Raw genomic sequence first — 26,450 nt, 5'->3', positions numbered from 1 at the left:
GGTGCGGGACCTCCTCGCCGAGGTCCGGGACACGACCCGCCGGCTGCGGCGCCACGAGCGGCTCCCGCTCGGCGAGGTCCTGCGCGAGGCGTCCTCGGCGGCCGGGGGCCCACGGCAGCTCTTCGACGTGACGCTCTCCTGCGTGAACTGGTCCCGCCCGGACGTCCCGGGGGTCGCCCGGCGCAGCGCCCTGATGGCCCCCTCGCACGACCAGGCGGCACTGAGCGTCCTGGTCTCCGCCTTCGACGACACGTCCGACGTGCGCGTCGACCTGGACCACGCCCGTGACGTCTTCGACGGGGACCTCCCCGTCACCGCCGTGGCCGGCCACCTCAGGACGCTCCTGGAGCACGGGGCGGACCTGCTGGACCGGCCGCTGCGCGACGTCCCCATGCTGACGCCGGCCGAGCACCGGGACCTCACCGCCGGACGCGCGCACGGCCCCCGGGTGCCCTACGCGGACCGGGCCACCCTGCACGGGCTGTTCGAGGCCCGGGCCGCCGCCCACCCGGAACGGACCGCCGTCGTCACGGCGTCCGGCGGAACGCTGACCTACGCCGAGCTCGACGAGCGGGCCGACCGCGTCGCCCGCGCGCTGCGGGCTGAGGGGGTCGGCCCGGACGACCGCGTCGCGGTGATGATGGAGCGGGGGCCGGGGCTGCCGGTCGCGCTGCTCGGCATCCTGAAGGCGGGCGGCGCCTACGTGCCCGTGGACCCCGATCACCCGGCCGAGCGGGTGGACTTCCTGCTGCGCGACAGCCGCGCCAGGCTGGTGATCGTCGACGGCGAGCCCGCCGACCGCCCGTCGCGTGCCGACGGCGAGCCCGCCGGCCTCCCCCCGCACGTGCCGGCCCGGCCGATCGACGACCTGCTGACCGGCGGCGGAGCCCCGGTCCGGCCGGTCGCCACCTCCCGGAACCTCGCCTACGTCATCTACACCTCCGGCTCCACCGGACGGCCCAAGGGGGTCATGGTCGAGCACCACAGCGTGGTCAACCGCCTCGCGTGGATGCAGCGCCGGTACCCGCTCGGAGAAGGGGACGTGCTCCTGCAGAAGACGCCGGTCTCCTTCGACGTCTCCGTGTGGGAGCTGTTCTGGTGGGCCGTCGAGGGCGCGACCGCGGCCCTGCTGCCGCCCGGCGGCCAGCGCGACCCGCGCGAGGTGCTCCGGGCGATCCGCGAGCACCGGGTCACCGCGGTGCACTTCGTCCCCTCCATGCTCGGCCCGTTCCTCGACCTGCTGGAGGAGTCCGCGGCGGCCCGCCGGGGCATCGCGTCGCTGCGGTACGTCCACTGCAGCGGCGAGGCCCTGCCCGGGACGCAGGTCGAGCGGTTCAACCGCCTCGCCGACCGGTGCCGCCGCGAGAGCGGCGCCGAGCGGCCGGCGCGGCTCGTGAACCTGTACGGCCCGACCGAGGCGACGGTCGACGTCTCGTCCTACGACTGCCCGACCGACCCCGCCCTCGGCGTCACCCGGGTCCCCATCGGCCGGCCGATCGACAACACCGGGCTGTACGTGCTGGGCGCCGACGACCTGCCGCAACCCGTCGGCGTCGCCGGCGAGCTGTGCATCGGCGGAGTCGGCGTCGCCCGGGGGTACCTCGACCGCCCCGAGCTGACCGCCGAGAGGTTCGGCGACGACCCGTTCGTGCCGGGCGGTCGCCTCTACCGCAGCGGTGACCTGGCCCGGTGGCTCGCCGACGGCACCCTGGAGTACCTCGGACGGATCGACGACCAGGTCAAGATCCGGGGACAGCGCGTCGAGCCCGGCGAGGTGGCGGCCGCCCTGCGCGCGGTCCCCGGGGTGCGGGACGCCGTCGTGGTGGGACGTGCCACCGCCGACCGGGGAACCGTCCTGGCGGGCTACTACGTCGCCGAAGCCGCGATCGGCACGGCGCTGCTGCGCGAGCGGCTCGCGCAGGCGCTGCCGGCGTTCATGGTCCCGGCGTCCTTCACCCGGATCGACGCGATCCCGCTGTCCCCCAACGGCAAGGCCGACCGCCGCGCCCTCCCCCCGCCGGACGACACCGCCGGGGCCGTCCCCGGGCCCGCCGGGGGCGGGCAGCCGCGCAACCGCACCGAGGCGGCCCTCGCCGAGGTCTGGGCCCGCGTCCTGGGCCACGACGCGGTGGGGGTGCACGACGACTACTTCGCCCTCGGCGGCGACTCGATCACCATGCTCAGGGTGCGCGCCGAGGCGGAGGCCCGGGGCCTGCGCGTCTCGCTCACCGACATCCTGCGGAACCCGACGGTGGCGGGCCTCGCCCCGTACGCCGAGGAGTGCGACGCGTCCGGCGCCGACGCCGGCCCGGCTCCGTTCGCCCTCGTGGCCGACGTGGACCGGGCCCGGCTAAGGGACGCCGAGGACGCCCATCCGCTGACCCGGCTCCAGCTCAGCCTGCTCTACCACAGCCGCAGGCACGAGTCCTCGGCCCGGTACCGGGACGTCTTCCGGTACACCCTGGAGATGCCGTGGGACGAGGAGGGGTTCCGCCGCGCCTTCGACCGGCTGGTGGCACGGCACCCGGCGCTGCGGTCGGCCTTCGACCTGAAGGGCGCCGAACCCCTGCAGGTCGTCCTGCCCCGGGTGCGCGGCGGCCTGGAGATCGCCGACCTGCGTCCACTGGACGGAGCGGCGGCCGAGGCCGCGGTGGCCGTGCACGTCGAGGAACGCCGTCGTCACCCCTACGCGTTCGACCGGCCGCCGCTGTACCTGCTCCGCGCCCACGTGCGCCCCGCCGCGGTCGACCTGGTGCTCAGCTTCCACCACGCGCTCCTCGACGGCGGCAGCGTCGCCACCCTGCTCCAGGAACTGCTCCAGGACTACGCCCACGGCCTCGGCCTGGACACCGGTCCCGTGGACGGAGCGCCGCCCCCCTCACCGGCGGCCCACGTGCGGTGGGAGCGGGCCGCCCTGCGTTCGCCGGAGTCCCGGCGGTACTGGCGCGAGAAGCTGGCCGGCTGCGAGCCCCCGCCGGTCGAGTCGTTCTCGCCGCACCTGCCCGGCACCGGACACCACCCGGCCTCCCGGCGGGTCGACCTGCCCGCCGGTCTCGTCGAGCGGGTGCGCAGCCTCGCGGCCGAGCACGCCCTGCCCGTCAAGTCCGTGCTCTTCGCGGCGCACGCTCTGACGCTGGCGGCGCTCGCCGGCACCCGTGACGTCGTCACGGGTCTGATCACCCACGGCCGGCCCGGGACGGCCGGCGCGGAGCGAACCGCCGGACTCTTCCTGAACACCGTGCCCGTACGCCTGGACACCGCGCGGGGCTGCTGGCTGGACGTGGCGCGCGCGAGCTTCCGCCAGGAGCAGCAGGACCACCCCCACCGCCACTACCCGCTCAGCGCCGTCCAGGAGGACCACGGCGCCCCGGTGCTGGACACCGCCTTCAACTACGTGCACTTCCGCCAGCTCTCCCGCGTGCTCGACCTGCCCGGCCTGCGCCTCACCGGGTTCCGCACCTGGGAGGAGAACGACTTCCGCCTGCTGGTGAACGCGATCACCGAACCGGACGGCACCGGCACGTGGCTGCGGATCGACTGCGACGGAGAGACCTTCCCGGCCGAGCAGGGCGACCTCTACGCGGACGGATACCGACGCGTCCTGCACCGTCTGGTGGACGAGCCGGACGGACGGCCGGACTTCGGCTTCCTCGCCCCCCGCCCCGTCCTCGCCCCTCCGGCGGAGCACCCCACGGTCGTCTCCCGCTTCGCCGAGCAGGCGGCCCGCACCCCGGACGCGACCGCCGTGGTGGCGGGCGGGGAACGGTGGAGCTACGCCCGGCTGGCCGAGGCCGCGGAGAACGTGGCCGGACGGCTGTACGCGCTCGGCGCACCGGCGAACGCCCGGATCGGGGTCGCCATGAACCGGTCCCCGCTCACCATGGCGGTGCTCCTGGGCGTCATGCGCGCCGGATGCGCGGTCGTCCCCATGGACGTCGGCTACCCGCCCGCCCGGCTGGCCGCCATGGTGGAGCAGGCCCGGCCCTTCCGCGTCGTGGCCGAGGCCGCGTACGCCCACCTCGCCGGCGACCCTGCGCTGCTGCTGTCCGCCGAATCGGTGGCCGCGCCCGCACCCGTGCGTCCGGCGCGGGGCGGTGCGGACGGACCGGCGCGGGGCGGACCGGACGGCGGGGACACCGCGTACGTCCTGTTCACCTCGGGGTCCACCGGGACCCCCAAGGGCGTCGTCATGCCGCACCGCACCCTGGCCGCCCTGGTGGCCTGGCAGACGGCGGCGCCCAGCGCCGTCCCGGGCGGCGTCACGCTCCAGTTCGCGCCGCTGAGCTTCGACATCTCCTTCCAGGAGATCTTCTCCACCCTGTGCTCCGGCGGCGCCCTGTGCCTGGCCGGCGACGCGCAGCGGCGGGACATGCCCGCGCTGCTGCGCCTGCTGGACCGCGAGCGCGTCGAGCAGGTCTTCCTCCCCCCGGTGGCCCTGCAGCAGCTCGCGGAAACCGCCGGCATGTCGGGCGTCACACCGCCGGCCCTGCGGTCGGTGATCACCTGCGGCGAGCAGCTGCGCGTCACCCCGGAGATCCGCGCGTTCTGCGCCCGACTCCCGGGGGCCGTCCTGGAGAACCAGTACGGCCCCACCGAGACGCACGTGGTCACCGCGTTCACCATGACCGGGGACCCCGCGGCCTTCCCCGCGCTGCCGCCGATCGGCCGCGCGGTCGACGGGGCCGAGGTGCACGTCCTGGACAAGCGGATGCGCCCGGTGCCGATCGGGGCGCGGGGCGACATCCACCTCGGCGGCAACTTCCTGGCCGACGGCTACGAGGGCCGGCCGGACCTGACGAAGGAGCGCTTCCTCCCGCACCCCTTCGCGGACGCGGAGCACCGGCTCTACTACACGGGCGACGTCGGCATGGTGCTCCCGGGCGGCGACGTCGTCTTCCTCGGACGCGACGACGCGCAGGTGAAGGTGCGGGGCTTCCGCGTGGAGCCCGCCGAGGTGGAGCTGGCCGTCACCGGCCTGGAGCACGGCTGTCCCGGCCTGCGCGACGCCGCGGTCGTGGCCCGCGAACGGGCGGACGGCGAGACCTTCCTCGCCGCCTTCCTCCTCGGCGACGGCACGGACGAGGACCTGGCCGGCGTCCGCGAGCGGTTGCGCGCCGTCCTGCCCGCCCACATGGTCCCCTCGCACCTGCAATGGGTCCCCCGGTGGCCGCTGACGCCCAGTGGCAAACGCGACGACGCCGCACTGCGCCGCACCCCGCTGGCCGCCCCCGGCCGCGTTCCCGACACCGGTCCGCGCGACGCGTACGAGCGGACGCTCGCCGAGATGATGGCGGACGCCCTGGGGCTGGACACGGTGGGGACGCACGACAGCCTCTTCGACCTCGGCGGCACCTCCCTGACCGCGATGCGGCTGGTGGTCCGGATCGAACAGCTCTACCAAACGCAGCTCCCCCTGGCCGAGTTCGTCGCGTCCCCCACCCCCGCCGGGCTCGCGGCGCGGCTGCGCGACGGCGGGGCGAAGGCCTCGTTCGACCTCGTGGTGCCGCTCCGCCTCCAGGGCACCCGCCCGCCGCTGTTCATGGTCCACCCGATGGGCGGCACCGTGCTGTGCTACGTCGCGTTCGCCCGCCACTTCCCGGCCGGCCGGCCGCTGTACGCGTTCCAGGCCGCCGGGGCGGACCCCGGCACCGCCCCGCTGCGCACGGTGGAGGAGCTCGCGGAGAGCTACCTCGCCGCGCTGCGGACGGTGCGCCCGCACGGCCCGTACACCGTCGGCGGATGGTCCTTCGGCGGCTTCGTCGCCTTCGAGATCGCCCGCCGGCTGCGGGCGGCGGGCGAGCGGGTGACCCTGCTGGTGGTGGACACCACCGCCCTGGATCAGGGGCCGCGCTCCCCGCACGACGACGAGGCCATGCTGGAGTGGTTCTTCCACGAGCTGCTCTGGCCGCGCGACGGCGGCACGGCACCCGCCCCGGCCGTCCCGGGCGGGCCCGGCTCGCCGGAGGAGAGGTTCGCGTCCATGGCGCGGGTCGCGGGCGAGCGGGGCATCCTGCCGGCCGGCAGCTCCGGGGGCGTCGTCCGCCGCCTGTTCGACGTCTACCGGGCGAACTGGCAGGCGACGCTGGCCTACCGGCCCCCGCGCGAGGACCAGGACCTCACACTGATCCGGGCCGCCGAGCCACTGCCCGCCGTGCTGTCCGCCATGCACGGCGCCGCCCGCACCCGCCACCAGGACCCCTGCAACGGCTGGAGCGCCGTGACCGGCGGACGGATCCGGACGGTCCGGGTCCCCGGGGACCACCTGACGATGATGGAAGAGCCGCACGTGGCACATCTGGCCGGCACGCTCGCCGAGTTGATCGACGCATCCGACCGAGACCACGGGACGGTCTGACGCCATGCCATCGGGACGTCCCGTGAAAGCCCTCGTCGTCGGTGCCGGCATCGGCGGTCTGACGTGCGCGGTCGCGCTCAGGCGCGTCGGTGTCGACGTCGAGGTGTACGAGCGCGCCACCGAGCTGCGCGAAGCCGGCTCCGGCCTGTCGGTCATGAGTAACGCCGTCACCGCCCTCGCCGGCCTCGGCATCGACCTGGCCCTGGGCAAACGCGGCCGGGCCGTGGAGTCGTTCAGGATCATGGACCGGCGCGGCCGGCTCATCAGGGACCTGCCGTTCGCAGAGGCCTGCGAACGGGCGGGCGCGCGGAGCTTCTGCCTCAGCCGCGCGGACCTCCAGGAGGCCCTGCTGACGGAAGCCGGCGACTGCCCCGTCCACTTGGGGGCCGCGGCCACCGGATTCGACACCGCGGGCCCGGGGGTCACCGTCCGCTTCGGGGACGGCCGCTCGGCGAGCGGGGACGTCCTCGTCGGCGCCGACGGGTTCCACTCCGCCGTACGGCGCCACCTCGTCGGGCCCGAGCAGCCACGGGACTGCGACCACCTCTTCCGGCTCGGCATCGTCCCCTTCCGGCACCCGCGCCTCACCGAAGGGGCCGTACGCCACTACTGGGGGCGCGGGCAGCGCTTCGGCCTCATCGACATCGGCCACGGCCGGTGCTACTGGTGGGCGGCCATGAGCACCACCCGTGGCACGCCCGCCCCGGACCGCGTCAAGGACGACGTCCGGCACGCGTACGAGGGGTGGGCCGATGAGGTGCGGGCGGCCATCGAGGCCACCCCCGAGGCGGACATCCTCACCGTCCCCTCGCGCGACCGGGCCTTCCTGGAACGGTGGGGCGACGGACCCCTCACCCTCCTCGGCGACGCCGCCCACCCCATGCTGACCACGCTCGCCCAGGGGGCGGGCACGGCCATGGAGGACGCCGTCGTCCTGGCCCGCGCGCTGGCCGATCCGACGACGCGCGACGACCCGGTGCGGGCCCTGCGCGCGTACGAGGAACTGCGCCGCGACCGCGCGCGGGCGATGGTGGCCGGCTCCCGCAGCATGAACAGACTGACCCAGGGGGCCCGTCCGCACCGGCGTCTGGTCCGCGACACGTACTTCCGGCTGGTGCCCCGCCGCGTCCTCGTCCGGCAGACCGCGCGGGCCCTCACCTACCCGGGCGGGCGGGCCGCCGGGCCCGGTGGCGTCCGCCGGGATCTGAGTCCCCTGGAACGGCTGTACTGGATCGCCGACCTGACCTCGCCGCTCAATGTCATCGCCCGTGCCCGGGTCCACGGTGACCTGTCCCCGTCGCTGCACCGCCGCGCCCTGGACGTCCTCCAGTTGCGGCATCCCCTGCTGCGCGTCGCGATCACCGACGACGGCACCGGCGCACACCCCGCCTTCGTCCCCCTGGACGGACGGCAGATCCCGCTCCGGCACGTCCGGGTGCCGGCGGGCGGCCCCGGCGCCGACACCCGGTGGCAGCACGAGGTCGACGAGCGCGAGCTGGCGGAGGGCCTGGACTGGAGCGCGGGGCCGCTGCTGCGCGCGGTGGTGATCACATCGGGAGGGACGCGGAACGGGAACGAGGACGCGGACGGAGACAGGGACGGAGACCGGGACGGAGACGGGAAGGGCGGCCAGGGAGCCGTCCACGACCTGCTGCTGACGGTCTCGCACGTCATCGCCGACGGCCGGACGTGCCTGTCCCTGGTCCGCGAGTGGATCGAGATCGCCGCCCGACTGGAGTGCGGAGCAACGCCGCAGACCGTTTCCCGGCGGGTTCTTCCCGCGACGGACGACCTGCTCCCGCGCCGCCACCGGGGCGCGGCGGGCGCCGCCGGGTTCCGGGCCCTGATGCGCCGGGAGGAACGGGCCTCCCTGACCCGCCCCGCCCAGCGGATCGTCCCCGACGCGCACGTCCCGTTCGAGCAGCGGCGCACCCGGATGACGCATCGGTCCCTCACCGCCGACCAGGTGCGACGGCTGGTGCGGGCGGCCAGGCGGCACGGCACCACGGTCCACGGGGCCCTGGCCGCCGCGCTGGTGTCGGCGGTCGCCCTGGACGCGGGCACCCCGGCCGCCGCGCACTTCTCGATCGGTTCGCCGGTCGACTTCCGCGCCGGCCTCGAACCGCCCGTCCTCCCCGACGAGGTCGGCACGTACGTGGCCACGGTCCCCACCCGCGTCCGCTACGAGCCGGGCGGGTCGCTGTGGCCCATGGCCCGGACCGTCAGCCAGGACCTGGTGCGGCGCCGGAAGCGGCAGGACCACCTGGCCACGATCAGCCTGCCGCGCGTGGCGGGTCCCGGCTCGCTGGCGGACGGCGCGTCGTTCATGCGGTTCATGGACGAGGAGGGGCCGATCAACCTGTGCCTGTCCAACGTCGGCCGCTACGACTTCCCCGAACTGGCGGGCCCCTGGCGGATCGACGGCGCCCAGTTCCTCACCGGCGTCTCGGTGATGGGCGCCGTCGTGGCCGCGGTGACCACCGGGCCCGACCGGCTCGCGTGGAACTTCAGCTATGTCGAGGGGCTGGTGCCGGCGTCCCGCGCGCAGCGCATCGCCGACGACTCCGTACGCATCGTGCTGTCCGCCCTCGCCGAGTGACCGGCCGCGCCGGACGCGGCGGGCCCCGTGGATTCCGCCCCCCTGCCCCCGTCGGCCCGCCCCCTCCTCCTGACCTCCTGACCTCCTGACCTCCTGACCTCCTGACCTCCTGACCTCCTGACCTCCTGACCTCCTGACCTCCTGACCTCCTGACCTCCTGACCTCCTGACCTCCTGACCTCCTGACCTCCTGAAAGGTTCCGCTCCGATGACCAGTGCACCCGACCGCACGCCGACCCGGCGCCGTGTCCTGCCCGCCGGCGGGAACGGTTCGCTGTGGCAGGCCCGGCCCTCGTGCGGGATCTTCGCGTTCCGCGGCACGCGTCTGCGGATCGTGGTGGAGGACCCCTCGGAGGTCCTGTTCCCGACCGACTGCGGACTGAGCCTGCTCAGCGCGCTCGACGGCGACGGCGCTCCCGTACTGGAGGGCGTCAGCGCCCTGGACGTCGGAGCCGGTTCCGGTCTCTACAGCGTCGCCCTGCTCGCGGCCGGTGCCGAGCGGGTGACGGCTCTGGACATCAACCCCGCCTCCGTCGCCCAGACCGTGGCCAACGTGACCGCGAACGGGCTCGACGGCTCACGGCTCACGTGTGTCACGTCGGCGCTGGAGGAGTACACACCGGGCGAGCGGTTCGACCTGGTGATCACCAACCCGCCGCACCTTCCCTACGATCCGAGCTACGCCAGGGGGGACGGGTTGGAGACGGCCCTCGTCGCCCGGCGGGGCGGCCGCGCGGTGTACGACGCCGTCGTCGACCGCGTGGACCGGTTCCTGACGCCGGGCGGCTCTCTGCTGATGGCGCACTCCTCTCTCGCCGACATCCCCCGGACCGTCGCGGAACTCGGCTCGCGCGGCTACGAGACCGAGACGCTGGAGATCTTCGAGATGGACATCCCGCTGCTGGCGTACGCCGAGCACAGGGAGACCCTGCAGCTGCGTCTGAAGGAACTGCGAGCGGCAGGGCGGGCGGAGTTCGACGGGTCACGTTTCACGGTGCACGCCCTGCTGTTCCGGCGCCCCGGGGGCGCCGCCCGCCCCTGACGCCCCTCGCTGGTGCGGTCGGCGGGCCTCAGACCGACGCGTCCCGCCTCTCCCGCTCCTGCCGCATCAGCCGTGCGATCTCGGCCACGGTGTCGGCTTCCGCGAGTTCGTCGAAGCCGACCTTCAGCCCGGCCTCCTCCTCCAGCACGAAGGACAGCTCCACCACGAACAGGGAGTCCAGCCCGAGGGCCGGCGGCGTGGCCTCGGGGGTCACCAGCTCGGGCCGCACCTGGAACCTGCCGGTCAGGATGTTCACCAGGGTGTCGTACATGCCGTTCCTCCGGGACGAGTCAGTGCGAGCGTTCGAGGCACGGCCACACGAGGGTCGTGGCACCCCAGGTGAGGCCGCCGCCGAAGGCCGTGAGCAGGACCCGGTGGCCGGGTTCGAGGTCTCCTGCGCGGCCGGCGTGATCCAGCAGGATCGGAATCGAGGCGGCCGAGGTGTTGCCGACCCGCTCGATGTTGGACAGCGCACGGTCCGTCGGGACGCCCAACCGCCGCGCGAGCACGGGCAGGATCCGTGCGTTCGCCTGGTGCGCGACGATCCGGTCCGCCTCCTGCGGCTTCCACCGCGCGGCGTCCAGCGCGGCGCGTGAGGCGGACGTCATGTGCGCCACGGCTCGCCAGAACACCTCCCGCCCCTCCAGGCGCAGGTACGGGTCCGCCGGAGCGCCGCCGGCCTTCGAGCGCTCCTCGGATCCGCCACCGCGTGCGGTGATCAGATCGCGGCCACCGCCGTCGCTGCCCAGCACGCATGTCCCCAGGGCGCCGGGCTCCTCGTCGTGACCCGAACGCAGGACGACGGCGCCGGCACCGTCTCCGAAGAGCATGCTCGTGGGGTCGTCCGGGGCGACGTTCAGCGAGAGCGTGTCCGCGCCGACGACCAGGACGCTGTCGGCCGTGCCCGCGGCGATCAGGCCCTGCGCGACCCCCAGTCCGTAGACGAAGCCGGCGCACACGGCCTGGACGTCCAGCGCGGTCGCCCCGGTCATCCCCAGGCGCGAGGCGACGCCCGGGGCGGTGCCGGGGCACGGCCTGTCCGGAGTCGTGGTGGCGACGACCACGGCCGCGACCTCGTCGACACCCGACCGGCAGAGGGCCGCGCGGCCGGCCGCGACAGCCAGGTCCCCGCTGGTGGCACCTGGCTCCACGACGTGCCGGTACCGGATGCCGGAGCGCTGGAGGATCCACTCGGGCGAACGGCCCAGGCGCTCCGCCAGCTCCTCGTTGGCCACCCGGCGCGGTGGCACGTACGACCCGACCCCCGCCAGGACGGACGCCGGAACCGGTCGGCTCCTCACTTCCCCCGCCCTTTCGCCAGGAGACGGACCGGAAGCCCAGCCGGAACCGCCGCGCCACACCTTCGGCAGGGCTTTCGAAAGAAGCCCCATGTGGTTGCATGCCTACACAAATCCCCCACGGAGCACAGTCGTACCACGGTGAAGAGCCCGGCGATCCGAGCGACTCGCGGCCATGGGTGTCGCCGAGCGTCTTCACGGGCGGGCCGAGCCGCGCGGCGCGCCGGTCCTCGACGTCCCCCACCAGCCGCCTCCACCATGGCGCGGTGGCCCGCGACCGCGGCGGCGGGGTTATGGGAGCGGGGGCGGCGAGCGGGGCGGCCTCGGCGGCGAGCCGCCAGCCGACACGTGGCCGAGATGGACAGCGGTCGCGGGGAGGGCGGACGCGTCATCGCGGACGCGTCATCGCCGAAGTGCGGGGGACGCGCTTCTCGCGCAGCCCGGGCCTCGCCCCGCTGCCGGACGTCGGGGCGACCCGAGACCCCCGCCCCCTCGCGCGGCGCACACGCGAACGGCCCCGGACGGGACGTCCGGGGCCGATCAGGGCCCGACTCCGGGGACGACCCCCGGCTCGGAGCCCCGCATGCAGAGCCCCCTGTCGGATTCGAACCGACGACCTTCGCTTTACAAGTTCGCTCACCGAGCTCTGCGGCCTGCTCCGCGATCACGGCACTGGCAGTTCCCGGTGCCCTCACGATCGTTCCAGTCCGCCGCCGTCCAGGGGCGTTGATGTCATGCGTTGATGTCATCCGCTGATGTCACTTTGCGAGGCGCCGACGCGTCGTCAGTCGCCGCAGCCTACGGCGGCGCTGTCCCGCTGCGCGCTGCTGAGCCTTCACAATGGCGACCGTCTGTGGATCGCTGATCAGGTCGTAGTCGTACATCAGAAGCGCGTCGTCGTCGGCGGCGAGCAGACATCGCAACGTGTCGATGTGACGCTCAGGACTGGTGAGCAGCCGCTTCGACTCCAGCCAGGCTGCTAGACCCCCATCGCTGTTCAGCACGGGGCCACCGTAGTCAGCCGGCCCGGCTTCGTCATGCCAGTTCTCCGGGCTTGGGCATGGTGGTACCAGTGTCGCAGATCGACTCCGGGAGCCCAGGCCAGTGCGGGGTGGGGGTGGTCACCCGTGGGTGCCGACTGTCAGGGTTGGTCGGCCTCGGACGGCCCAGGGACGGCCCAGCGGTCGGTCGTGATCACTGCTCAAGCAGTTGGACCTAGCGCATGCGATGTAGGGCCGTCGACTGCTACAGCGGACGTAGCCGTGGAGGTCGGCGGATACGGCACCGCTGACCTCCGGAGCGGATACGAGTGAGCTGGCCGGCCATCTTGGCCTCGGCCCGCAGAAGGGCGCCGCAACCCAGGTACCTCTGACGGAGCAAGCGCCTGGCCCCCTGCCTGCCTACTGGGTACAGTTTCAGCACACCTGGGGATGGAAATCCTCTCTAGAGGGAACGAAACTGCACTCGAGGGTGATGTGACCATGCTGCTCAGGTTCCGCGTGACGAACCATCGATCGATTCGAGACTCCACCGAGCTAGTACTGACGAAGTCGAGCTTCGAGGGTGTACGGCCAGCCGACGGCGACTGGAGGGCTGCAACCAACCGGATCGTAGGCATTTTCGGATCCAACGCCTCCGGGAAGACGAATCTGCTGGACGCGATTCATTTCGCCCTTAGGGCAATTCGACAATCCGCAGAATGGACTAAAGAGAAGTCATTTCCGTACCGCCCATTCGCCTTGGACGCCCACTCCGCAACACAAACGTCCGCGTACGAGTTCGACTTCACACTAACCGGCACGAGGTACGTCTATGGCTTCGAAAGCGATGCCGAGGGAGTCAAGGCGGAATGGCTCTCAACATTCCCGGAAGGACGCCGCAGGGTTTTGTTCGATCGATCGGGGATCGGACCTGATAACTACACCTTCGGACGATTCCTGAAGGGCGAAAACGTACGCATTTCCCGAAAGACAGGCGCGAAGAATCTGTTCTTGACGGTTGCCGCGAGGGAGGGGCACGCCCAGATCAAGCGGGTGCATCGCCAACTCACTCGGCACATCCAATATGCAGCATATTCAGAAGAACAGCAAAAGGGTAGAATCAGGGCGATCAAGAAATGGATGGAAAGCGACTCGATTCGATGGAGGGCCGAGAACCTTCTCAAATTCGCAGACCTGGGAATTTCCCGCCTCACAGTGGAGGATGTAGAGCTAGCCCCAGACGTGCTCGACATGGCAGTCAAAGTCGCCGAAAGCGTGTTCGAAACGTTCGGGGATGATTCCCGCTTTAACAAAGAAGAATTCATGGAGTTCTTCCTTGCGGACCAGAAGCGGAAAATCAAGTTTTGGCATAAAGGGGGAGAGCGGGCGGAAGATTACATCCTCGACATCGAGAATGAAAGTAGCGGAACGGTAGCTTGGTTGTCACTTGCCATCCCGGCGCTTCGAGCTATCGATAACGGTCATGTATTTGTCGTGGATGAGATTGACGCAAGCCTGCATCCGCGCCTCACGGCCGCCTTTATCTCTCTATTCAGGGATGCGGAGATCAACTCTAAGGGCGCTCAGTTGATCTTCGCTTCGCATGACACGTCACTCATGGGGCACCTAGCCGGAGGAGCCTTGGAGAAGGAGGACGTCTGGTTCGCCGAGAAGGACGGGGCCGGGGCGTCAGAGTACTACCCCTTGACGGACTTTCCGGTCAAGGCAGATCATAACCTGGAACGCCGCTATCTAAGCGGGCGTTACGGAGCGGTGCCTGCCGTCTCCTGGGAGGATCTACGCGCTTCCTTGGTTGTAGGAGAACATGAGTGAGTCGCCGTCAGGTCAGGGGTTCGCAGAAGATTTCGAAATCTCGCGGCAGGAGATCGGAAAACAAGAAGGTTCTGATCGTCACGGAAGGAGTGAAGACAGAGCCGCAATATTTTGAGGGCCTCGCTTCACACCTCAACGCTCGCGCCGTTCACGTGATATCCGTCAGACCTATCGGAACTGGCCGAGACCCTCTAAGCGTCGTCCGTGAAGCCGATCAGCGTCGCAGGCGAGAAGAACAAGACGGCGATGCATTCGACTCTGTCTGGTGCGTAGTTGACGTAGATACCCACGCAACACTTCCTTCTGCATGCGAACTTGCATCCCGCAACAGCTTACACATTGCCGTAAGTAGTCCCTGTTTCGAAATCTGGCTACTTTGGCATTACGAGGAGCACAGGGCCTGGGTCACGGCGCAGGCCCTGGCTGGCAAATTGAAGAAGCATGGAGTTTCCGGAAAGAAATTGCCTTCCAATTTTCCTTACTCAAAGTACCCAGAGGCCAAGGTGAGGGCTGAAAAATGCGAGGCTATTCGCGTTAATCATAACCCCCCGAATCCTAGCTCCTCCGTGTCTGAACTGGTCGCGGAGCTGGAACATGCTTGCAAGGTGAAGGGGCGTTAACAGTCCTGAAAATGTAACGCGTTCACAAGCTAGTCGGCGGAGCGGCTTTGGGCTGGAGCTGCTTTGGGGCGAGTGATCATGGCCCCGTAAGCTTCCGGCGCGTCGGGCAGTCTGTGGACCTGCCCGTTAAAGCACGACGTTGGGGCCATGATCTTAGAGGCTCGCCCCAAAGTGGCTGCCTAAAGCCGTGGAGCCGACCGCCCCAGCCACAGAGGGTGTCTCCCACTTCATACCCGCAGCTCGCCAGCGCGCCGCCCGGCGCGGCCAGCCGGGGCGCAGACAGGAGGCAGGCCGCGCCGCAGAGGCGGCGCGCACCCGCGCCGTGCGCGGGCTTGATGAAGTAGAGAAAGTCTTATCCCGCTGGGATGAGTCGCCGTCCGTCGTGGCTCCTCACGTGAGGGCCGTTGTCGTCCAGGGCATCCAAGAGCCGGATCGCGAAGACCTCGGACATGCGCTCTGAGACCTCGTCGGGCGTGAGCCAGTCGACGGCCGTCGACTCGCTGGACGTGCGCTCGGTCCCGCCGGAGGGCTTGCACCTGAAGACCAGTGCGACGACGCCCCGGGTGGTGTTCTTGTAGACCCCGGTGAGTTCGTCCACCTCGACGTGGATGCCGGTCTCCTCCAGGACCTCGCGGGCGACGCCGGCCTCTGGGGTCTCCTTGAGTTCGAGGACGCCACCGGGGAGCTCCCAAGTGCCGTTGTCGGCACGGCGAATCGCCAGAAGCCTGCCGTCCTCACGCACCACCACCCCGGCCACAGACACGGAGTGCAGTGGCGTTGACTGGCCTTCCGGGGCGCTGTTACTCATGTACAGGAGCATAGGAGGAAGAGAAGGACTATGGGAACCGCGGTAGGAGGTGAGAGGTCCGTACCTCGGTACGTGCAGATCGCCGAAGAGATCGTGCAGCAGATTCGGGCGGGTGTCCTCAAGCCCGGCGAGATGGTGCCGAGTGAGTCCGAGCTGGTCGATCGCTACGGCGTTTCGGGCGGCACGATTCGCAAGGCCATGGTTGAGGTGCGTGCCAGCGGGCTCGTGGAGACGCGGCACGGCAAGGGTTCGACGGTGAAGGATCGACCGCCGGTGCGGCATCGTTCCTCCGATCGCTTCCGGCGGTCGCATCGCAGGGGTGGCAAGGCCGCGTATCTAGCCGAGTCGGCGCAGTCCGGCGCCACGGCCAAGGTGACCGTCCTGTACATCGGTCCGATGGAGGCCCCAGAGGATGCGGCCCGCCGACTGGACGTCCCCGCCGGCACCCAGGTGCTCGCGCGACGGCGTCTCTACTTCCGCAACGGCACTCCCGTCGAGACCGCGAGCTCGTACCTTCCGTGGGATGTCGTGAAGGACATCCCTGAGCTGTTCGCAGAGAATCCCGGCGGTGGTGGCATCTACGCCCGACTCGAGGACCACGGGCATGAGTTCGCCGAGTTCGTCGAAACCCTGCAGGCACGCCCGGCCTCGAAGGCAGAGGCTTCCGAGCTTGCTCTGAGCGCCGGTGCTCCTGTGGTTCACCTGGTGCGGGAGGCTCGTACGACTGAGGGGCGGGTTGTCGAGGTCTGCGACACGCTCATGGCCGCTGACCAGTTCGTTTTCGAGTACCGGATCCCGGCCGAGGACTGACGGGCGCTCAAGTCCTGCCAACCCGCCGCGAGTTTCCTTCGCGGCGGGTTGACTCATGTATAGGAGTGGTGCACTCTTCTTCATGTCACTCATGTACATGAGTGACGGAGTCCAGCCTCTGTATAGGAGTGATTCGCTGTGCGTCAGATCCCCGTCGACACCTCCGCCGCGACCGTGATGGTCGCTAAGACTCCGCAGCCCAAGGTCAAGGACCGCCGTACCGGTGAGATCGCCACCGACATCGAGACCGGCGCGAAGCTGATGACCGTGGACGTGATGTTCGCGGCGAACGACGAGGTGGAGATCCTGTCCATCACCGTCCCGGAGCCCGGCATCACGGGCGAGCTGGCCATGGGCACGCCGGTGGCACTCACCGGGTTGATCGCCCGGCCGTGGGAAAACGACTTCAACGGGCAGAAGCGGCACGGCATCGCGTTCCGTGCGGTCGCGGTCACCTCGCTCGCCGCCAACGCCGCGCAGCCGAAGGCGGCCTGACGTGACCGCCTTATCGGTCGCGCTCGTGTTGGTCGTCGCTGCTGCGGGCCTGCTGCGGTGGTGGCGTCCCGCCTGGTACTGGCTGAGTTTCGGGGTCGCCCTCGCGGCGCTGCGAGTCCTGGTCCGCTACGGCTCCGTCATGGACGCCTGCGGTCTTACCGCGCCGCCGTCCCGCTGGCGGCTGGCGTTAGCCCGGATGGCCAACCGGCTCGTGCCGGACTCCCGCCCGCCGCGCATCCTCCGGTTGCGGCCGACCAGGACCGGTCTGGTTCTGCGGCTGAAGCTGCGGCCCGGCCAGGACGCCTTCGACATCGCCGCCGCCTCGGACCGGATGCGGCACTCGTTCTCGATGTACGGCGTCACCTGCCGGGAACTGCGCTCCGGCGTCGTAGAGGTCCGGATGACCGGCTACGACGTGCTCAAGCGGGTGCAGATGCCCGCCAAGACAGACACCCGCCCGATGCTGGTTCCGGTCGCACTGCGCGCGGACGGCTCGGTCCACTACCGTGACTACCGGGCGATACCCCACGCCCTCACGCTTGGTGCCACTGAGTCGGGCAAGTCGGTCTACCAACGCAACCTGGTCGCCGGGCTCGCCCCGATGGACGTCGCCCTTGTCGGAATCGACTGCAAGCAGGGGGTGGAGTTGTTCCCCTTGGCTCGCCGGTTCTCGGCGCTCGCCGACAACCCCGACACTGCCGCCGAACTGCTCGATGCCCTCGTGGCCCGTATGCAGGATGTCTATCGGCTCATCCGCGACGAGCAGCGCATCGCCGCGGGTGTCCCGGATGCGGAGATCGCCGCTGACATCTGGGACCTGCCGGAACACCTCCGCCCGACCCCCGTCGTGGTCCTGGTCGACGAGGTCGCCGAACTCGCTCTCTTCGCCAGCAAGGAAGAAGAGAAACGGCGGGACCGCATCATCACGGCCCTGGTTCGCCTCGCCCAGCTCGGCCGCGCCGCCGGCATCTACCTGGAGATCTGCGGACAGCGCTTCGGCTCGGAACTCGGTAAGGGCATCACGATGCTCCGAGCCCAGCTCACCGGCCGCACCGCCCATCGCGTCAACGACGAGACCAGCGCCAACATGGCCTTCGGTGACATCTCCCCGGACGCCGTCCTGGCCGCGATCCAGATTCCCGCCGAGATGCGCGGGATCGCCATCGCCGGGGACTCCACGGGTGGCTGGCACCGCATCCGCGCTCCGCACACCTCGCTGCGGCAGGCCGTCAACATCTGCAACCGGCATGCCCATCGCACCCCGTACGTGCCCGAACTGGCCGCCTTCCAACCCGTGCTGACCAGCACCGCCCATGACTGGGTGCCGCTGCCCGAGACAGCTCCCGTCACGGCCTGAACACCCGCACCTCCGGTCGGCGCGACCGCCTTCGCGCCAGGTCCCTACCCCTGCCATGCCTGAAGAAGGGAGCTCCACCGCCATGTGCCCCGACTGCGAGGACTTCGCCCGCACCGTGCTCCTGCTCGGCCAACTCGCCCTCTACGCGGACACGGCCGGCGCCGACCTCGACTTCGTGGACGCCGTCAGCCCCTCCCTGGCCGCCTCGCTGCCCGAGCCGCCCGGCACGTCGGCCGAGGAGGCCTGATGGCCGCCCGGCTCCGCGTCGACGCGGTCCTGGTCCAGGCCGTCATCGCTGGAGCCCTGTCCTTCGCCCACCTCCACGACCTGGCCGCCGCTGCCGGTCAGGACGGCTGGAAGGCATGGGCCTACCCGGTCAGCGTCGACCTGCTCCTGGTCGCCGCCTGGCGACGCCTCCGCAGCGACGGCCCGTCCCGGCTGGCCTGGTGCTGGTTCCTGGTCGCTCTGTTCGCCTCGCTCGGCGCGAACATCGCCACCGCTGGCTTCCTCGACCTGGACGACCCACCCGGCCTGCTCCGCCTCGGCATCGCCGGATGGCCCGCTCTGGCCTTCCTCGGTGGAACCCTCCTCGCTCACTCCGCCCACCATGCCGAGCCAGTTCCGCCGGCACCCGCCTCGACCCCAGACGACGCAACCACCGAGCCCGAGCCGGTCGTAGAACCCGAGCCGAAGCCTGAGGCCGCACCGGCACTGGTTGCGGAAGACCCCGCTCCTGAGGCCCTTCTCACCACGACCCAGGAACCCGCGGTTCCCGCCGTCCTCATCGACCACGCCCGCAAGGTCGCCGACGAGTACCGCACCCGCACCGGCTCCTCGATCGACACCGACACACTGCGCGCCCGCCTCGGCGTCCCGCCCCACCTCGCCGATGCCATCGCCGCCCACCTCGCCTGACAGGAAGGACAACGCCATGCCCGCCCGCGACCACTTCCACTCGCTGCTGAGCATCGGCCCGGTGCAGATCGGCACCCACCGCGACCGCCACGGCCAGACCAAGCACGCGGCCGTGTGCACCGCCGACGGTTGCGGCTGGTCCGCCGACTACACCAGCGCCTCCGCCGCCCAGCTCGCCGCCCGTACCCACCGCTGCCGCATCCGCTAGGAGGCCCGTCGTGCAGGTCCCGCTCTGGCTCGCCCTCGCCGTGGTCGGCTACCTCGGCATCAAGCTCATCCGGCCGCCGGCCTGGCTCGTCGCCGTCCTGCTCCTTGGCGGCTTCCTCCTCGCCGACAGCGTCCTCGCACCCGCGATCAACGGCTTCATCAAGTAGCCCGCGCAGGAAGGAGAACAGCCATGCTCCGCCCGAAGCTCCCCACCATGCCGACTCCGACCGGGGTCAGCACGCCGCCCGCTGTCATCGAACCGACCACCGTGGCCCAGCACACCGCCCCCACGCCCGCCACCGTCGCGCAGGTGCCGTCCCGGCCCAGCGTCCAGCTCACCCCGGGCACTGCCCTTGCCCTCGTAGGCGGCGGCACAGCCGTGGTCCTGGTCGTCGGCGCCGTCCTGGTCTCGATGCTCCTTGCGGTCGCCATCACCGGCGCGTCCGTCGCCGTCTGCGCCCTCGTGGTCCGCTCGCTGATCAACAGCGGCACCAAGCACCGCTGACCCGCCGCCGGGGGCGCACAAGCCGCCAAGCATTCCGCCGCCTCCCACGCCGAACCAACCGCCATCGCCAAGGAGAAGCCATGGATCTGCAGCTCGCCGCGAGCGTCGCGCCGTTACTCGGCTGGGCCGTGCACGGCGGCATCCTCACCCGCCGCCTCGCCACAGCCCGCCGCGACCCGCTCACCGGCCTGCACACCCGCGCCGGATGGACAGCCCGCGCCGAACACCTCATCCGCCGGCACCCGACCGCCGCCGTCCTCCTGGTCGACCTCGACCACTTCAAAACCCTCAACGACACCCACGGCCACGCCGCCGGGGACGCCGCCCTCGCCGCCACCGCCGACCGCCTGCGCTCCTGGTGCGGACACAACGGCATCGCCGGGCGCCTCGGAGGGGATGAGTTCGTCGCCGTCGTCCGCGACCTGGCCGCCACTGATCTGGGCGCGCTCACCGCCGCGCTTCACGAGCCGCTGCCTTATGCGGGGCGTCGCTGCCGCTGGCCGCCTCGGTCGGGGCCTGCCTCGTCGCCGAGCTGCCCGCGCCGTCGCTGACCGATGCCCTCGCCGCTGCCGATGCGGCCATGTACGCGGCCAAGGGCCGTGGCCGCCGGGGCTCGCGCATCTCTCGCTGAAAGGCCGCCGGGTGGCGCACAAGCCGCCAAGCACGCCGCCACCCGGGGCCGTTCCTTCCAACCGCAATCGAAAGGAACCACCATCATGGCCCAGCACACACCGCCCCCGCCGAGGATCTGCCCGGTCTGCGACGGCTTCGCCTCCGTCGCCATCACCCTCGGCGACCGCGACGCCCGCGGCCACCTGCGCACCATCACCGCGCACTGCCCGACCTGCCACGGCACCGGAACCACTCCCACCCGCCGCCACGACCGGGAGGGCGCCCGTGCCTGAGACCCTGCTCGACCCGACCACCCTCGGCGACCTGCTGAGGGTGGCCTCGGCCCCCGACTACCACCGCTGGGAAGACCAGATCCGCCGCACCGGAGGCTGCGCCGACCCCATCCACCTGACCGGCTGGACCCTCACCAAGGACAAGACCACCGGCGAGACCCTGCACCACTACTCCACCGAGGGCGAACCCGGCGGACGACTGCGCCTGGCCTGCGGCAACCGCCGCGCCTCCCGCTGCCCCGCCTGCGCCTGGACGTACGCGGGCGACACCTACCACCTCATCCGCGCCGGCCTCGCCGGTGACGACCGCAGGGACATCGCCGCCACCGTCCGCGACCACCCCCGCGTCTTCACCACCCTCACCGCCCCGTCCTTCGGCCGCGTCCACAACCGGCCCGATCACAGCCTCTGCCACTGCGGCACCCGCCACCCGGCCGACGACCCGACCCTCGGCACCGCCCTCGACCCGGACACGTACGACTACACGGGCACAGTGCTCTTCAACAACCACGCCGGACAGCTCTGGCAGCGCTTCACCACCCGCCTCCGGCGCGAGATCGCCGCCCGCGCCGGCCTCTCCCGCCGTGAACTCGCCGACCACTGCCGCATCTCCTACGGCAAGGTCGCCGAGTTCCAGAAACGCGGTGCCCTGCACTTCCACGCCGTGATCCGCCTCGACGGACCCGACGGCCCGGACACCCCGCCGCCGTCCTGGGCCACCGTGCAGCTGCTCGCCGACGCGATCCGCGCCGCCGCCGCGCACTCCTACACGTCGGTCTCCGTCCCGGCCGCCGAGGACCAGCCCGCCCGGACCTTCCGCTGGGGCACCCAGCTCGACGTCCGCCCCGTGAAGGCCTTCGGGGACGGCTCCGACATCACCGAACAGGCCGTCGCCTCCTACGTCGCCAAGTACGCCACCAAAGCCGCCGAGAACACCGGCAGCCTCGACCGCCGCATCGGCGAACTCTCCGAACTCGACCGCCACCAGGTCCCCGACCACACCCGCCGCCTCATCACGGCCTGCAAGGAACTCGACCCGCTCTACCCCGACCGCCGCCTCTGGGCCTGGGCCCACATGCTCGGCTTCCGCGGCCACTTCTCCACCAAGTCCCGCCGCTACTCCACCACCCTCGGCGCCCTCCGCCAGGAACGCGCCGACTACCGCGCCGCCCAGGAACGCGAAGCCCTCGGACTCGACGACACCGAGCCGGACACCGTCCTCGTCCTCGCCGACTGGCAGTACGCCGGCCACGGCCACACCCCCGGCGAATCCGCCCTCGCCGCCACCATCGCCCGCGACCTCCAGCTCAACCGCGAGACCGCCCGTGAAGCCCTACGCGACCACCTGGCCCTGGAAGGAGCCGCCGCATGACGGCCACAACCGCCGAGCTGCTGACCGTGCCGGAAGTCATGGCCCGCCTGAAGGTAGGCCGCTCCAAGGTCTACGACCTGATCCGCTCTCGCCGCCTGACCTCCCTCAAGATCGATGGTGCTCGGCGCATCCCCGCTGACGCTGTCCAGAACTTCATCCTCGGCCAGCTCGAGGAGGCTGCCTGATGGCCACTGAGCGCAAGCGCAACCCGAACGGCGCCGGCACCATCACCAAGCGCAAGGACGGCCGCTACCAGTGCGCGGTGTACGTGCTCCAGCCGGACGGCACCCGTGCCCGCGTGGGCCGAGTGCGACGCCAAGCGCCGGGAACTGCTCGCCAAGGTGGACCAGGGCGTGCCCGTCCCCACCCGGTCGGCCAAACTCGCCGAGTGGCTGCCGTTCTGGTTGGAGTACTTCATCAAGCCCAACCGCAAGCGGACGACGTACAGCAAGTACGCCATGCACGTGCGCCTCTACCTCGTGCCGCTGCTCGGCTCCAAGACCCTGGAGGCACTGGGTCCTCGCCATGTGCGGACGTTCGTTGCCGAGGTGTCGCGCCGGGCCTCCCCGGCCACGGCCAAGGAGGCACACCGCGTCCTGAGGACCGCCCTCACCTCGGCCTGCCGCGAGGAGCTGGTGACGCGCAACGCCGCATCGCTCGTGGAGGCCCCGAAGGTGCCCCGCCGCGAGCTGACTCCGTGGACGCTCGACGAGACGCTGACGTTCCTGGAGCACGCGCGCCGTGATCCGCTGTACGCCGCCTTCGTCCTGGCGGTCGCCATGGGGCTGCGGCGCGGCGAGATCCTGGGGCTTCGCTGGTCGGACGTGGACCTCGAACATCGCGTGTTGCGGGTCAGCAAGCAGGTGCAGCGCGTCGGCGGGGAGCTCTACGAGGACACCACCAAGAGCGGCCGGGCGCGTCCCGTGCCCCTCCCGCTGATCTGCCTGGCCGCGCTTCGCTGGCACCGGATGCGGCAGACCGAGGCGGCGCGGCTCACGGGGGTCGAGCTCTCCCCGTCCGCGTACGTCTTCACCACCCGGACCGGCCGCCCGATCGACCCGCAGAACATCAACCGGTCGTTCTTCCGCATCGCCACCGCCGCCGGCCTTCGGCGCATCCGTCTGCACGACGCCCGGCACGGCTGCGCCACGCTCCTCACCGCGGCCGGTGTCGCGCCCCGCATCGTGATGGAGATCCTGGGCCACAGCCAGATCAGCATCACGATGGACGTCTACACGCACGTGACGTCCGATACCCAGCGCGAGGCCATCAGCCATATGGACCGCCTGCTCAGGCGTCGTATCGACCGTGAGTGACCGCCCCGGTTGATGTCACCCGTAGATGTCGAACGCCCCGGACCGATCATCGGCCGGGGCGTTCGCGCTGTTCAGCGTAAGAGCCCCCTGTCGGATTCGAACCGACGACCTTCGCTTTACAAGAGCGGCGCTCTGACCAGCTGAGCTAAGGAGGCAGGCACGCACGCGTGGCGCATACGTGCCTGTGCAGTGTACCCACGTCCGGGCCCGGCCCCGGAGAGAAATTCCGCGAAGTTCACAGAGCTCCGGGTACTGACAATCCGCCCGCGGGCCAGGTAGCGTCCTGAGCCGGTTCACTTCGGTGGACTACACCAACCACCTTCCTACAACGGATCGTCCGGCACGTTCCTGCCGGTAGAAGGGGGCCCATTCACCATGGCCACTGTCACGTTCGACAAGGCGACCCGGATCTACCCGGGTTCCAGCAAGCCCGCCGTCGACGGTCTCGACATCGCGATCGAGGACGGCGAGTTCCTCGTCCTGGTCGGCCCGTCGGGCTGCGGCAAGTCCACCTCCCTGCGCATGCTCGCGGGCCTGGAGGACGTCAACGGCGGTGCGATCCGCATCGGCGACCGCGACGTCACGCACCTGCCGCCCAAGGACCGGGACATCGCCATGGTGTTCCAGAACTACGCCCTCTACCCGCACATGACGGTCGCCGACAACATGGGCTTCGCGCTCAAGATCGCCGGCGTCAACAAGGCGGAGATCCGGCAGAAGGTCGAGGAGGCCGCGAAGATCCTCGACCTCACGGAGTACCTGGACCGCAAGCCGAAGGCGCTCTCCGGCGGTCAGCGCCAGCGTGTCGCCATGGGCCGCGCCATCGTGCGCGAGCCGCAGGTCTTCCTCATGGACGAGCCGCTGTCCAACCTGGACGCCAAGCTCCGCGTGTCCACCCGCACCCAGATCGCCTCGCTGCAGCGCCGCCTCGGCATCACCACCGTCTACGTCACCCACGACCAGGTCGAGGCCATGACGATGGGCGACCGGGTGGCGGTGCTCAAGGACGGTCTGCTCCAGCAGGTCGACTCGCCGCGCAACATGTACGACAAGCCCGCCAACCTCTTCGTCGCCGGCTTCATCGGCTCCCCGGCCATGAACCTGGTCGAGGTGCCGATCGCCGACGGCGGCGTGAAGTTCGGCAACAGCGTGGTGCCGGTGAACCGGGACGCGCTGAAGGCCGCCACCGACAAGGGCGACCGCACGGTCACCGTGGGCGTCCGGCCCGAGCACTTCGACGTGGTCGAGCTGGGCGGCGCCGCCGCCACGCTGTCCAAGGACTCCGATGACGCACCGGCCGGTCTCGCCGTCTCGGTGAACGTCGTCGAGGAGCTGGGCGCCGACGGCTACGTCTACGGCACCGCCGAGGTGGGCGGCGAGGTCAAGGACCTGGTGGTCCGGGTCAACGGCCGCCAGGTGCCGGAGAAGGGCGCCACGCTGCACGTCGTGCCGCGTCCGGGTGAGACCCATGTGTTCTCGACCTCCACGGGCGAGCGCCTCTCCGACTGAGCGGCGCCCGGGCCGCGCACCCCCGGGTGAATCCGGGACGAACCGGTCAGGTTGACGTCAGAGGCCCCGCGGACCGCCGCGGGGCCTCTTCCGCTGTGGAGATATACCCCGGCAGAGCAATCATTTCGGACGAGGCGCGTCAACCCCTTACCCAGAAAGTGACGGCAGTTCATCCCCTATAAGGGTGACTAAATGTCGCCAAATCATTACCGGGCGCTACCCTCTCACGCGTGAAGCACTCCACCATCCCTCAGACACGACGCGGCCACCGGGGCGGCCCCGCCCGCCGGATCGGCCGCACTCTCGCCCTCGTCCTGCCCGTCGTCCTGGTGCTCTCCGGAACCCTCGCGGTCACCCGGGTCAACTGGACGGGGAGCTCCTCCAGCTCGGTGCTCATGGCCTCGGACGTCTCCTCGGCGTCCGTCTCCTCCAAGGCCGCCCCCCGCGCCCCGCAGGACGTGCTCCGTGACCGGCTGATGACCGAGCTGCAGGACAAGAACCCGGGCGTGGTCCTCACCCACCTCCAGCAGGCGGTGAACGGGCACCCGTCACTGGCCCGGCACTGCGGCTCCATCGCCCGCGCCCTGGGCAGGGCCGCCGTGCGCATCTACGGCCCCTCGCGCGCGCAGTCGTACGCCCGCCCGGTCTGCGACACGTCCTTCGCCTCCGGCGTGCTGAACGCGCGCGGCTGAGCGGCCGGGGCGCCACGTACAGTTCGGGGCATGACCCATCCGAACGCGGCGTCGCGCCCCACCCAAGCCGTCGTCCTGGCCGGGGGCCAGGGCTCGCGGCTGCGCCCCTACACCGACGACCGGCCCAAGCCGATGGTCGAGATCCCGGGCACGGGTACTCCGATCATCGGCCACCAGCTCGCCTGGCTCGCCGAGGAGGGCGTGACGGACGTGGTGGTCTCCTGCGGCCACCTCGCCGAGGTCCTGCAGAAGTGGCTGGACTCGGCCGAACTGCCGGTGTCCGTCACCACCGTCGTCGAGACGGAGCCCCTCGGCCGCGGCGGCGGCCTGAAGTACGCCGCCGCGCACCTGCCCCACCCCGACCGGCCCTGGTACGCCACCAACGGCGACATCTGGACCCGCTTCTCCCTGCGGGACATGGCCGACTTCCACACCGAGCGGGACGCCGTCGCCACGCTGGCACTGGCCAGGCCGCGTATCCCCTGGGGCGCGGTTCGGACCGACGGCTTCGGGCACATCACCGACTTCATCGAGTCCCCGCCGTCGACGTTCGAGATCAACGCGGGTGTCTACGTGTTCTCGCCCGAGTTCGCCGGTCTGCTGCCCGAGCGGGGCGACCACGAGCGGACGACGTTCCCGCGGCTGGCCCGGGAGCGACGGCTGGCGGGCTTCCCCATCCCGCAGGGCGCCTACTGGCGGGCCATCGACACCGCGAAGGACCTGGCCGAGGCGGCCAAGGAACTGGCGGCTCCGGGGCGGTAGCCCACCCGCGTACCGACACGTCGAGGGGCCCGTACCACGGTGGTACGGGCCCCTCGGCGTGTCGGTACGGC

23 protein-coding genes, 1 tRNA gene and 2 pseudogenes are annotated in these 26,450 nt (G+C 71.1%); 21 read left to right on the top strand and 5 right to left on the bottom strand.

All coding sequences use genetic code 11. From position 1 onward, the window contains the following. Position 1: 1 nt before the first annotated feature. The 3 genes from MXD57_RS02825 (at position 2) to MXD57_RS02815 (ending at position 9,995) form a co-directional block, all read left to right on the top strand. A complete protein-coding gene (locus MXD57_RS02825) occupies positions 2-6,355 on the top strand; it encodes a non-ribosomal peptide synthetase (protein WP_308290642.1) in 6,354 nt (2,117 codons plus the stop codon). Positions 6,356-6,377: 22 nt separating this feature from the next. Then, positions 6,378-8,954, top strand: coding sequence for an FAD-dependent monooxygenase (locus MXD57_RS02820; RefSeq protein WP_250399642.1), 2,577 nt, complete (start codon positions 6,378-6,380; stop codon positions 8,952-8,954). A 207-nt stretch (positions 8,955-9,161) separates the two neighbouring features. After that, positions 9,162-9,995 carry a methyltransferase gene (locus tag MXD57_RS02815; protein WP_250399641.1) on the top strand — a complete coding sequence of 278 codons (834 nt, stop codon included), beginning with the start codon at positions 9,162-9,164 and terminating at the stop codon, positions 9,993-9,995. Between the two features lie 28 nt (positions 9,996-10,023). Here MXD57_RS02815 and MXD57_RS02810 read toward each other — a convergent pair whose 3' ends face one another. From MXD57_RS02810 to MXD57_RS02800, 3 genes are all read right to left on the bottom strand, one after another. After that, the gene (locus tag MXD57_RS02810; RefSeq protein ID WP_250399640.1) at positions 10,024-10,266 is read right to left on the bottom strand and encodes an acyl carrier protein; all 243 of its coding nucleotides are present in this window, start codon (positions 10,264-10,266) and stop codon (positions 10,024-10,026) included. 19 nt (positions 10,267-10,285) lie between these two features. Continuing rightward, complete coding sequence (locus MXD57_RS02805) at positions 10,286-11,296, bottom strand: beta-ketoacyl-ACP synthase 3 (protein WP_250399639.1); 1,011 nt, start codon at positions 11,294-11,296, stop codon at positions 10,286-10,288. Between the two features lie 755 nt (positions 11,297-12,051). Then, a complete protein-coding gene (locus MXD57_RS02800; RefSeq protein ID WP_250399638.1) occupies positions 12,052-12,297 on the bottom strand; it encodes a hypothetical protein in 246 nt (81 codons plus the stop codon). A 477-nt stretch (positions 12,298-12,774) separates the two neighbouring features. Between MXD57_RS02800 and MXD57_RS02795 the strand changes: the two genes are divergently transcribed. Both MXD57_RS02795 and MXD57_RS31960 read left to right on the top strand, forming a co-directional pair. Further along, positions 12,775-14,106, top strand: coding sequence for an AAA family ATPase (locus MXD57_RS02795; protein ID WP_250399637.1), 1,332 nt, complete (start codon positions 12,775-12,777; stop codon positions 14,104-14,106). Continuing rightward, a complete protein-coding gene (locus MXD57_RS31960; protein ID WP_374114643.1) occupies positions 14,103-14,726 on the top strand; it encodes an RloB family protein in 624 nt (207 codons plus the stop codon). Before MXD57_RS02795 ends, MXD57_RS31960 begins: the two co-directional genes overlap by 4 nt. Before the next feature lie 352 nt (positions 14,727-15,078). On the opposite strand, the gene MXD57_RS02790 is transcribed toward MXD57_RS31960, so the two are convergent. After that, a complete protein-coding gene (locus tag MXD57_RS02790; RefSeq protein ID WP_250399636.1) occupies positions 15,079-15,546 on the bottom strand; it encodes an NUDIX hydrolase in 468 nt (155 codons plus the stop codon). Between the two features lie 18 nt (positions 15,547-15,564). On the opposite strand from MXD57_RS02790, the gene MXD57_RS02785 reads away from it, so the two are divergent. From MXD57_RS02785 to MXD57_RS02725, 13 genes and pseudogenes are all read left to right on the top strand, one after another. After that, complete coding sequence (locus tag MXD57_RS02785) at positions 15,565-16,344, top strand: GntR family transcriptional regulator (protein WP_250399635.1); 780 nt, start codon at positions 15,565-15,567, stop codon at positions 16,342-16,344. Positions 16,345-16,482: 138 nt separating this feature from the next. Beyond that, positions 16,483-16,839, top strand: coding sequence for an SCO3933 family regulatory protein (locus MXD57_RS02780; protein ID WP_250399634.1), 357 nt, complete (start codon positions 16,483-16,485; stop codon positions 16,837-16,839). 1 nt (position 16,840) lies between these two features. Next, positions 16,841-18,196: an FtsK/SpoIIIE domain-containing protein gene (locus MXD57_RS02775; protein WP_250399633.1), complete on the top strand. Its 1,356-nt coding sequence runs from the start codon at positions 16,841-16,843 to the stop codon at positions 18,194-18,196. 55 nt (positions 18,197-18,251) lie between these two features. Beyond that, complete coding sequence (locus tag MXD57_RS02770; RefSeq protein ID WP_250399632.1) at positions 18,252-18,443, top strand: hypothetical protein; 192 nt, start codon at positions 18,252-18,254, stop codon at positions 18,441-18,443. Next, the gene (locus MXD57_RS02765; protein ID WP_250399631.1) at positions 18,443-19,111 is read left to right on the top strand and encodes a DUF2637 domain-containing protein; all 669 of its coding nucleotides are present in this window, start codon (positions 18,443-18,445) and stop codon (positions 19,109-19,111) included. Before MXD57_RS02770 ends, MXD57_RS02765 begins: the two co-directional genes overlap by 1 nt. Before the next feature lie 16 nt (positions 19,112-19,127). Further along, positions 19,128-19,319 (top strand): mobile element transfer protein, encoded by a 192-nt coding sequence (locus tag MXD57_RS02760; protein WP_250399630.1) that lies wholly within the window; start codon positions 19,128-19,130, stop codon positions 19,317-19,319. Positions 19,320-19,329: 10 nt separating this feature from the next. Beyond that, positions 19,330-19,485 (top strand): hypothetical protein, encoded by a 156-nt coding sequence (locus MXD57_RS02755; protein ID WP_250399629.1) that lies wholly within the window; start codon positions 19,330-19,332, stop codon positions 19,483-19,485. A gap of 23 nt (positions 19,486-19,508) precedes the next feature. After that, on the top strand, positions 19,509-19,823 hold the full coding sequence (locus tag MXD57_RS02750) for a SpdD-like protein (RefSeq protein WP_250399628.1): 315 nt from the start codon (positions 19,509-19,511) through the stop codon (positions 19,821-19,823). An 80-nt stretch (positions 19,824-19,903) separates the two neighbouring features. Next, positions 19,904-20,454: pseudogene (locus MXD57_RS02745) on the top strand (GGDEF domain-containing protein). Positions 20,455-20,539: 85 nt separating this feature from the next. Continuing rightward, positions 20,540-20,728 (top strand): hypothetical protein, encoded by a 189-nt coding sequence (locus MXD57_RS02740; RefSeq protein WP_250399627.1) that lies wholly within the window; start codon positions 20,540-20,542, stop codon positions 20,726-20,728. Further along, on the top strand, positions 20,721-22,100 hold the full coding sequence (gene repSA, locus MXD57_RS02735; protein ID WP_250399626.1) for a replication initiator protein RepSA: 1,380 nt from the start codon (positions 20,721-20,723) through the stop codon (positions 22,098-22,100). Before MXD57_RS02740 ends, repSA begins: the two co-directional genes overlap by 8 nt. Continuing rightward, positions 22,097-22,285 (top strand): helix-turn-helix domain-containing protein, encoded by a 189-nt coding sequence (locus tag MXD57_RS02730; RefSeq protein WP_250399625.1) that lies wholly within the window; start codon positions 22,097-22,099, stop codon positions 22,283-22,285. Before repSA ends, MXD57_RS02730 begins: the two co-directional genes overlap by 4 nt. Next, a pseudogene (locus tag MXD57_RS02725) lies at positions 22,285-23,416 on the top strand (tyrosine-type recombinase/integrase). The gene MXD57_RS02730 and the pseudogene MXD57_RS02725 overlap by 1 nt, the downstream one beginning before the upstream one ends. Before the next feature lie 81 nt (positions 23,417-23,497). On the opposite strand, the gene MXD57_RS02720 reads toward MXD57_RS02725, so the two are convergent. Then, positions 23,498-23,571, bottom strand: a tRNA-Thr gene (locus MXD57_RS02720). Between the two features lie 220 nt (positions 23,572-23,791). Between MXD57_RS02720 and msiK the strand changes: the two genes are divergently transcribed. The 3 genes from msiK to MXD57_RS02705 all read left to right on the top strand — a co-directional run bounded on the left by msiK (position 23,792) and on the right by MXD57_RS02705 (position 26,379). Continuing rightward, the gene (gene msiK / locus MXD57_RS02715) at positions 23,792-24,925 is read left to right on the top strand and encodes a diacetylchitobiose ABC transporter ATP-binding protein MsiK (RefSeq protein ID WP_250399624.1); all 1,134 of its coding nucleotides are present in this window, start codon (positions 23,792-23,794) and stop codon (positions 24,923-24,925) included. 230 nt (positions 24,926-25,155) lie between these two features. Beyond that, positions 25,156-25,617, top strand: coding sequence for a hypothetical protein (locus MXD57_RS02710; protein WP_250399623.1), 462 nt, complete (start codon positions 25,156-25,158; stop codon positions 25,615-25,617). 30 nt (positions 25,618-25,647) lie between these two features. Beyond that, positions 25,648-26,379 (top strand): nucleotidyltransferase family protein, encoded by a 732-nt coding sequence (locus MXD57_RS02705; RefSeq protein ID WP_250399622.1) that lies wholly within the window; start codon positions 25,648-25,650, stop codon positions 26,377-26,379. Positions 26,380-26,450 lie beyond the last annotated feature (71 nt).

The organism is Streptomyces cellostaticus (assembly GCF_023630175.1).
GTDB lineage: Bacteria > Actinomycetota > Actinomycetes > Streptomycetales > Streptomycetaceae > Streptomyces > Streptomyces cellostaticus_A.
Note: the sequence above shows the minus strand (reverse complement) of the source record. Positions and strands in the feature narration are given on the sequence as shown.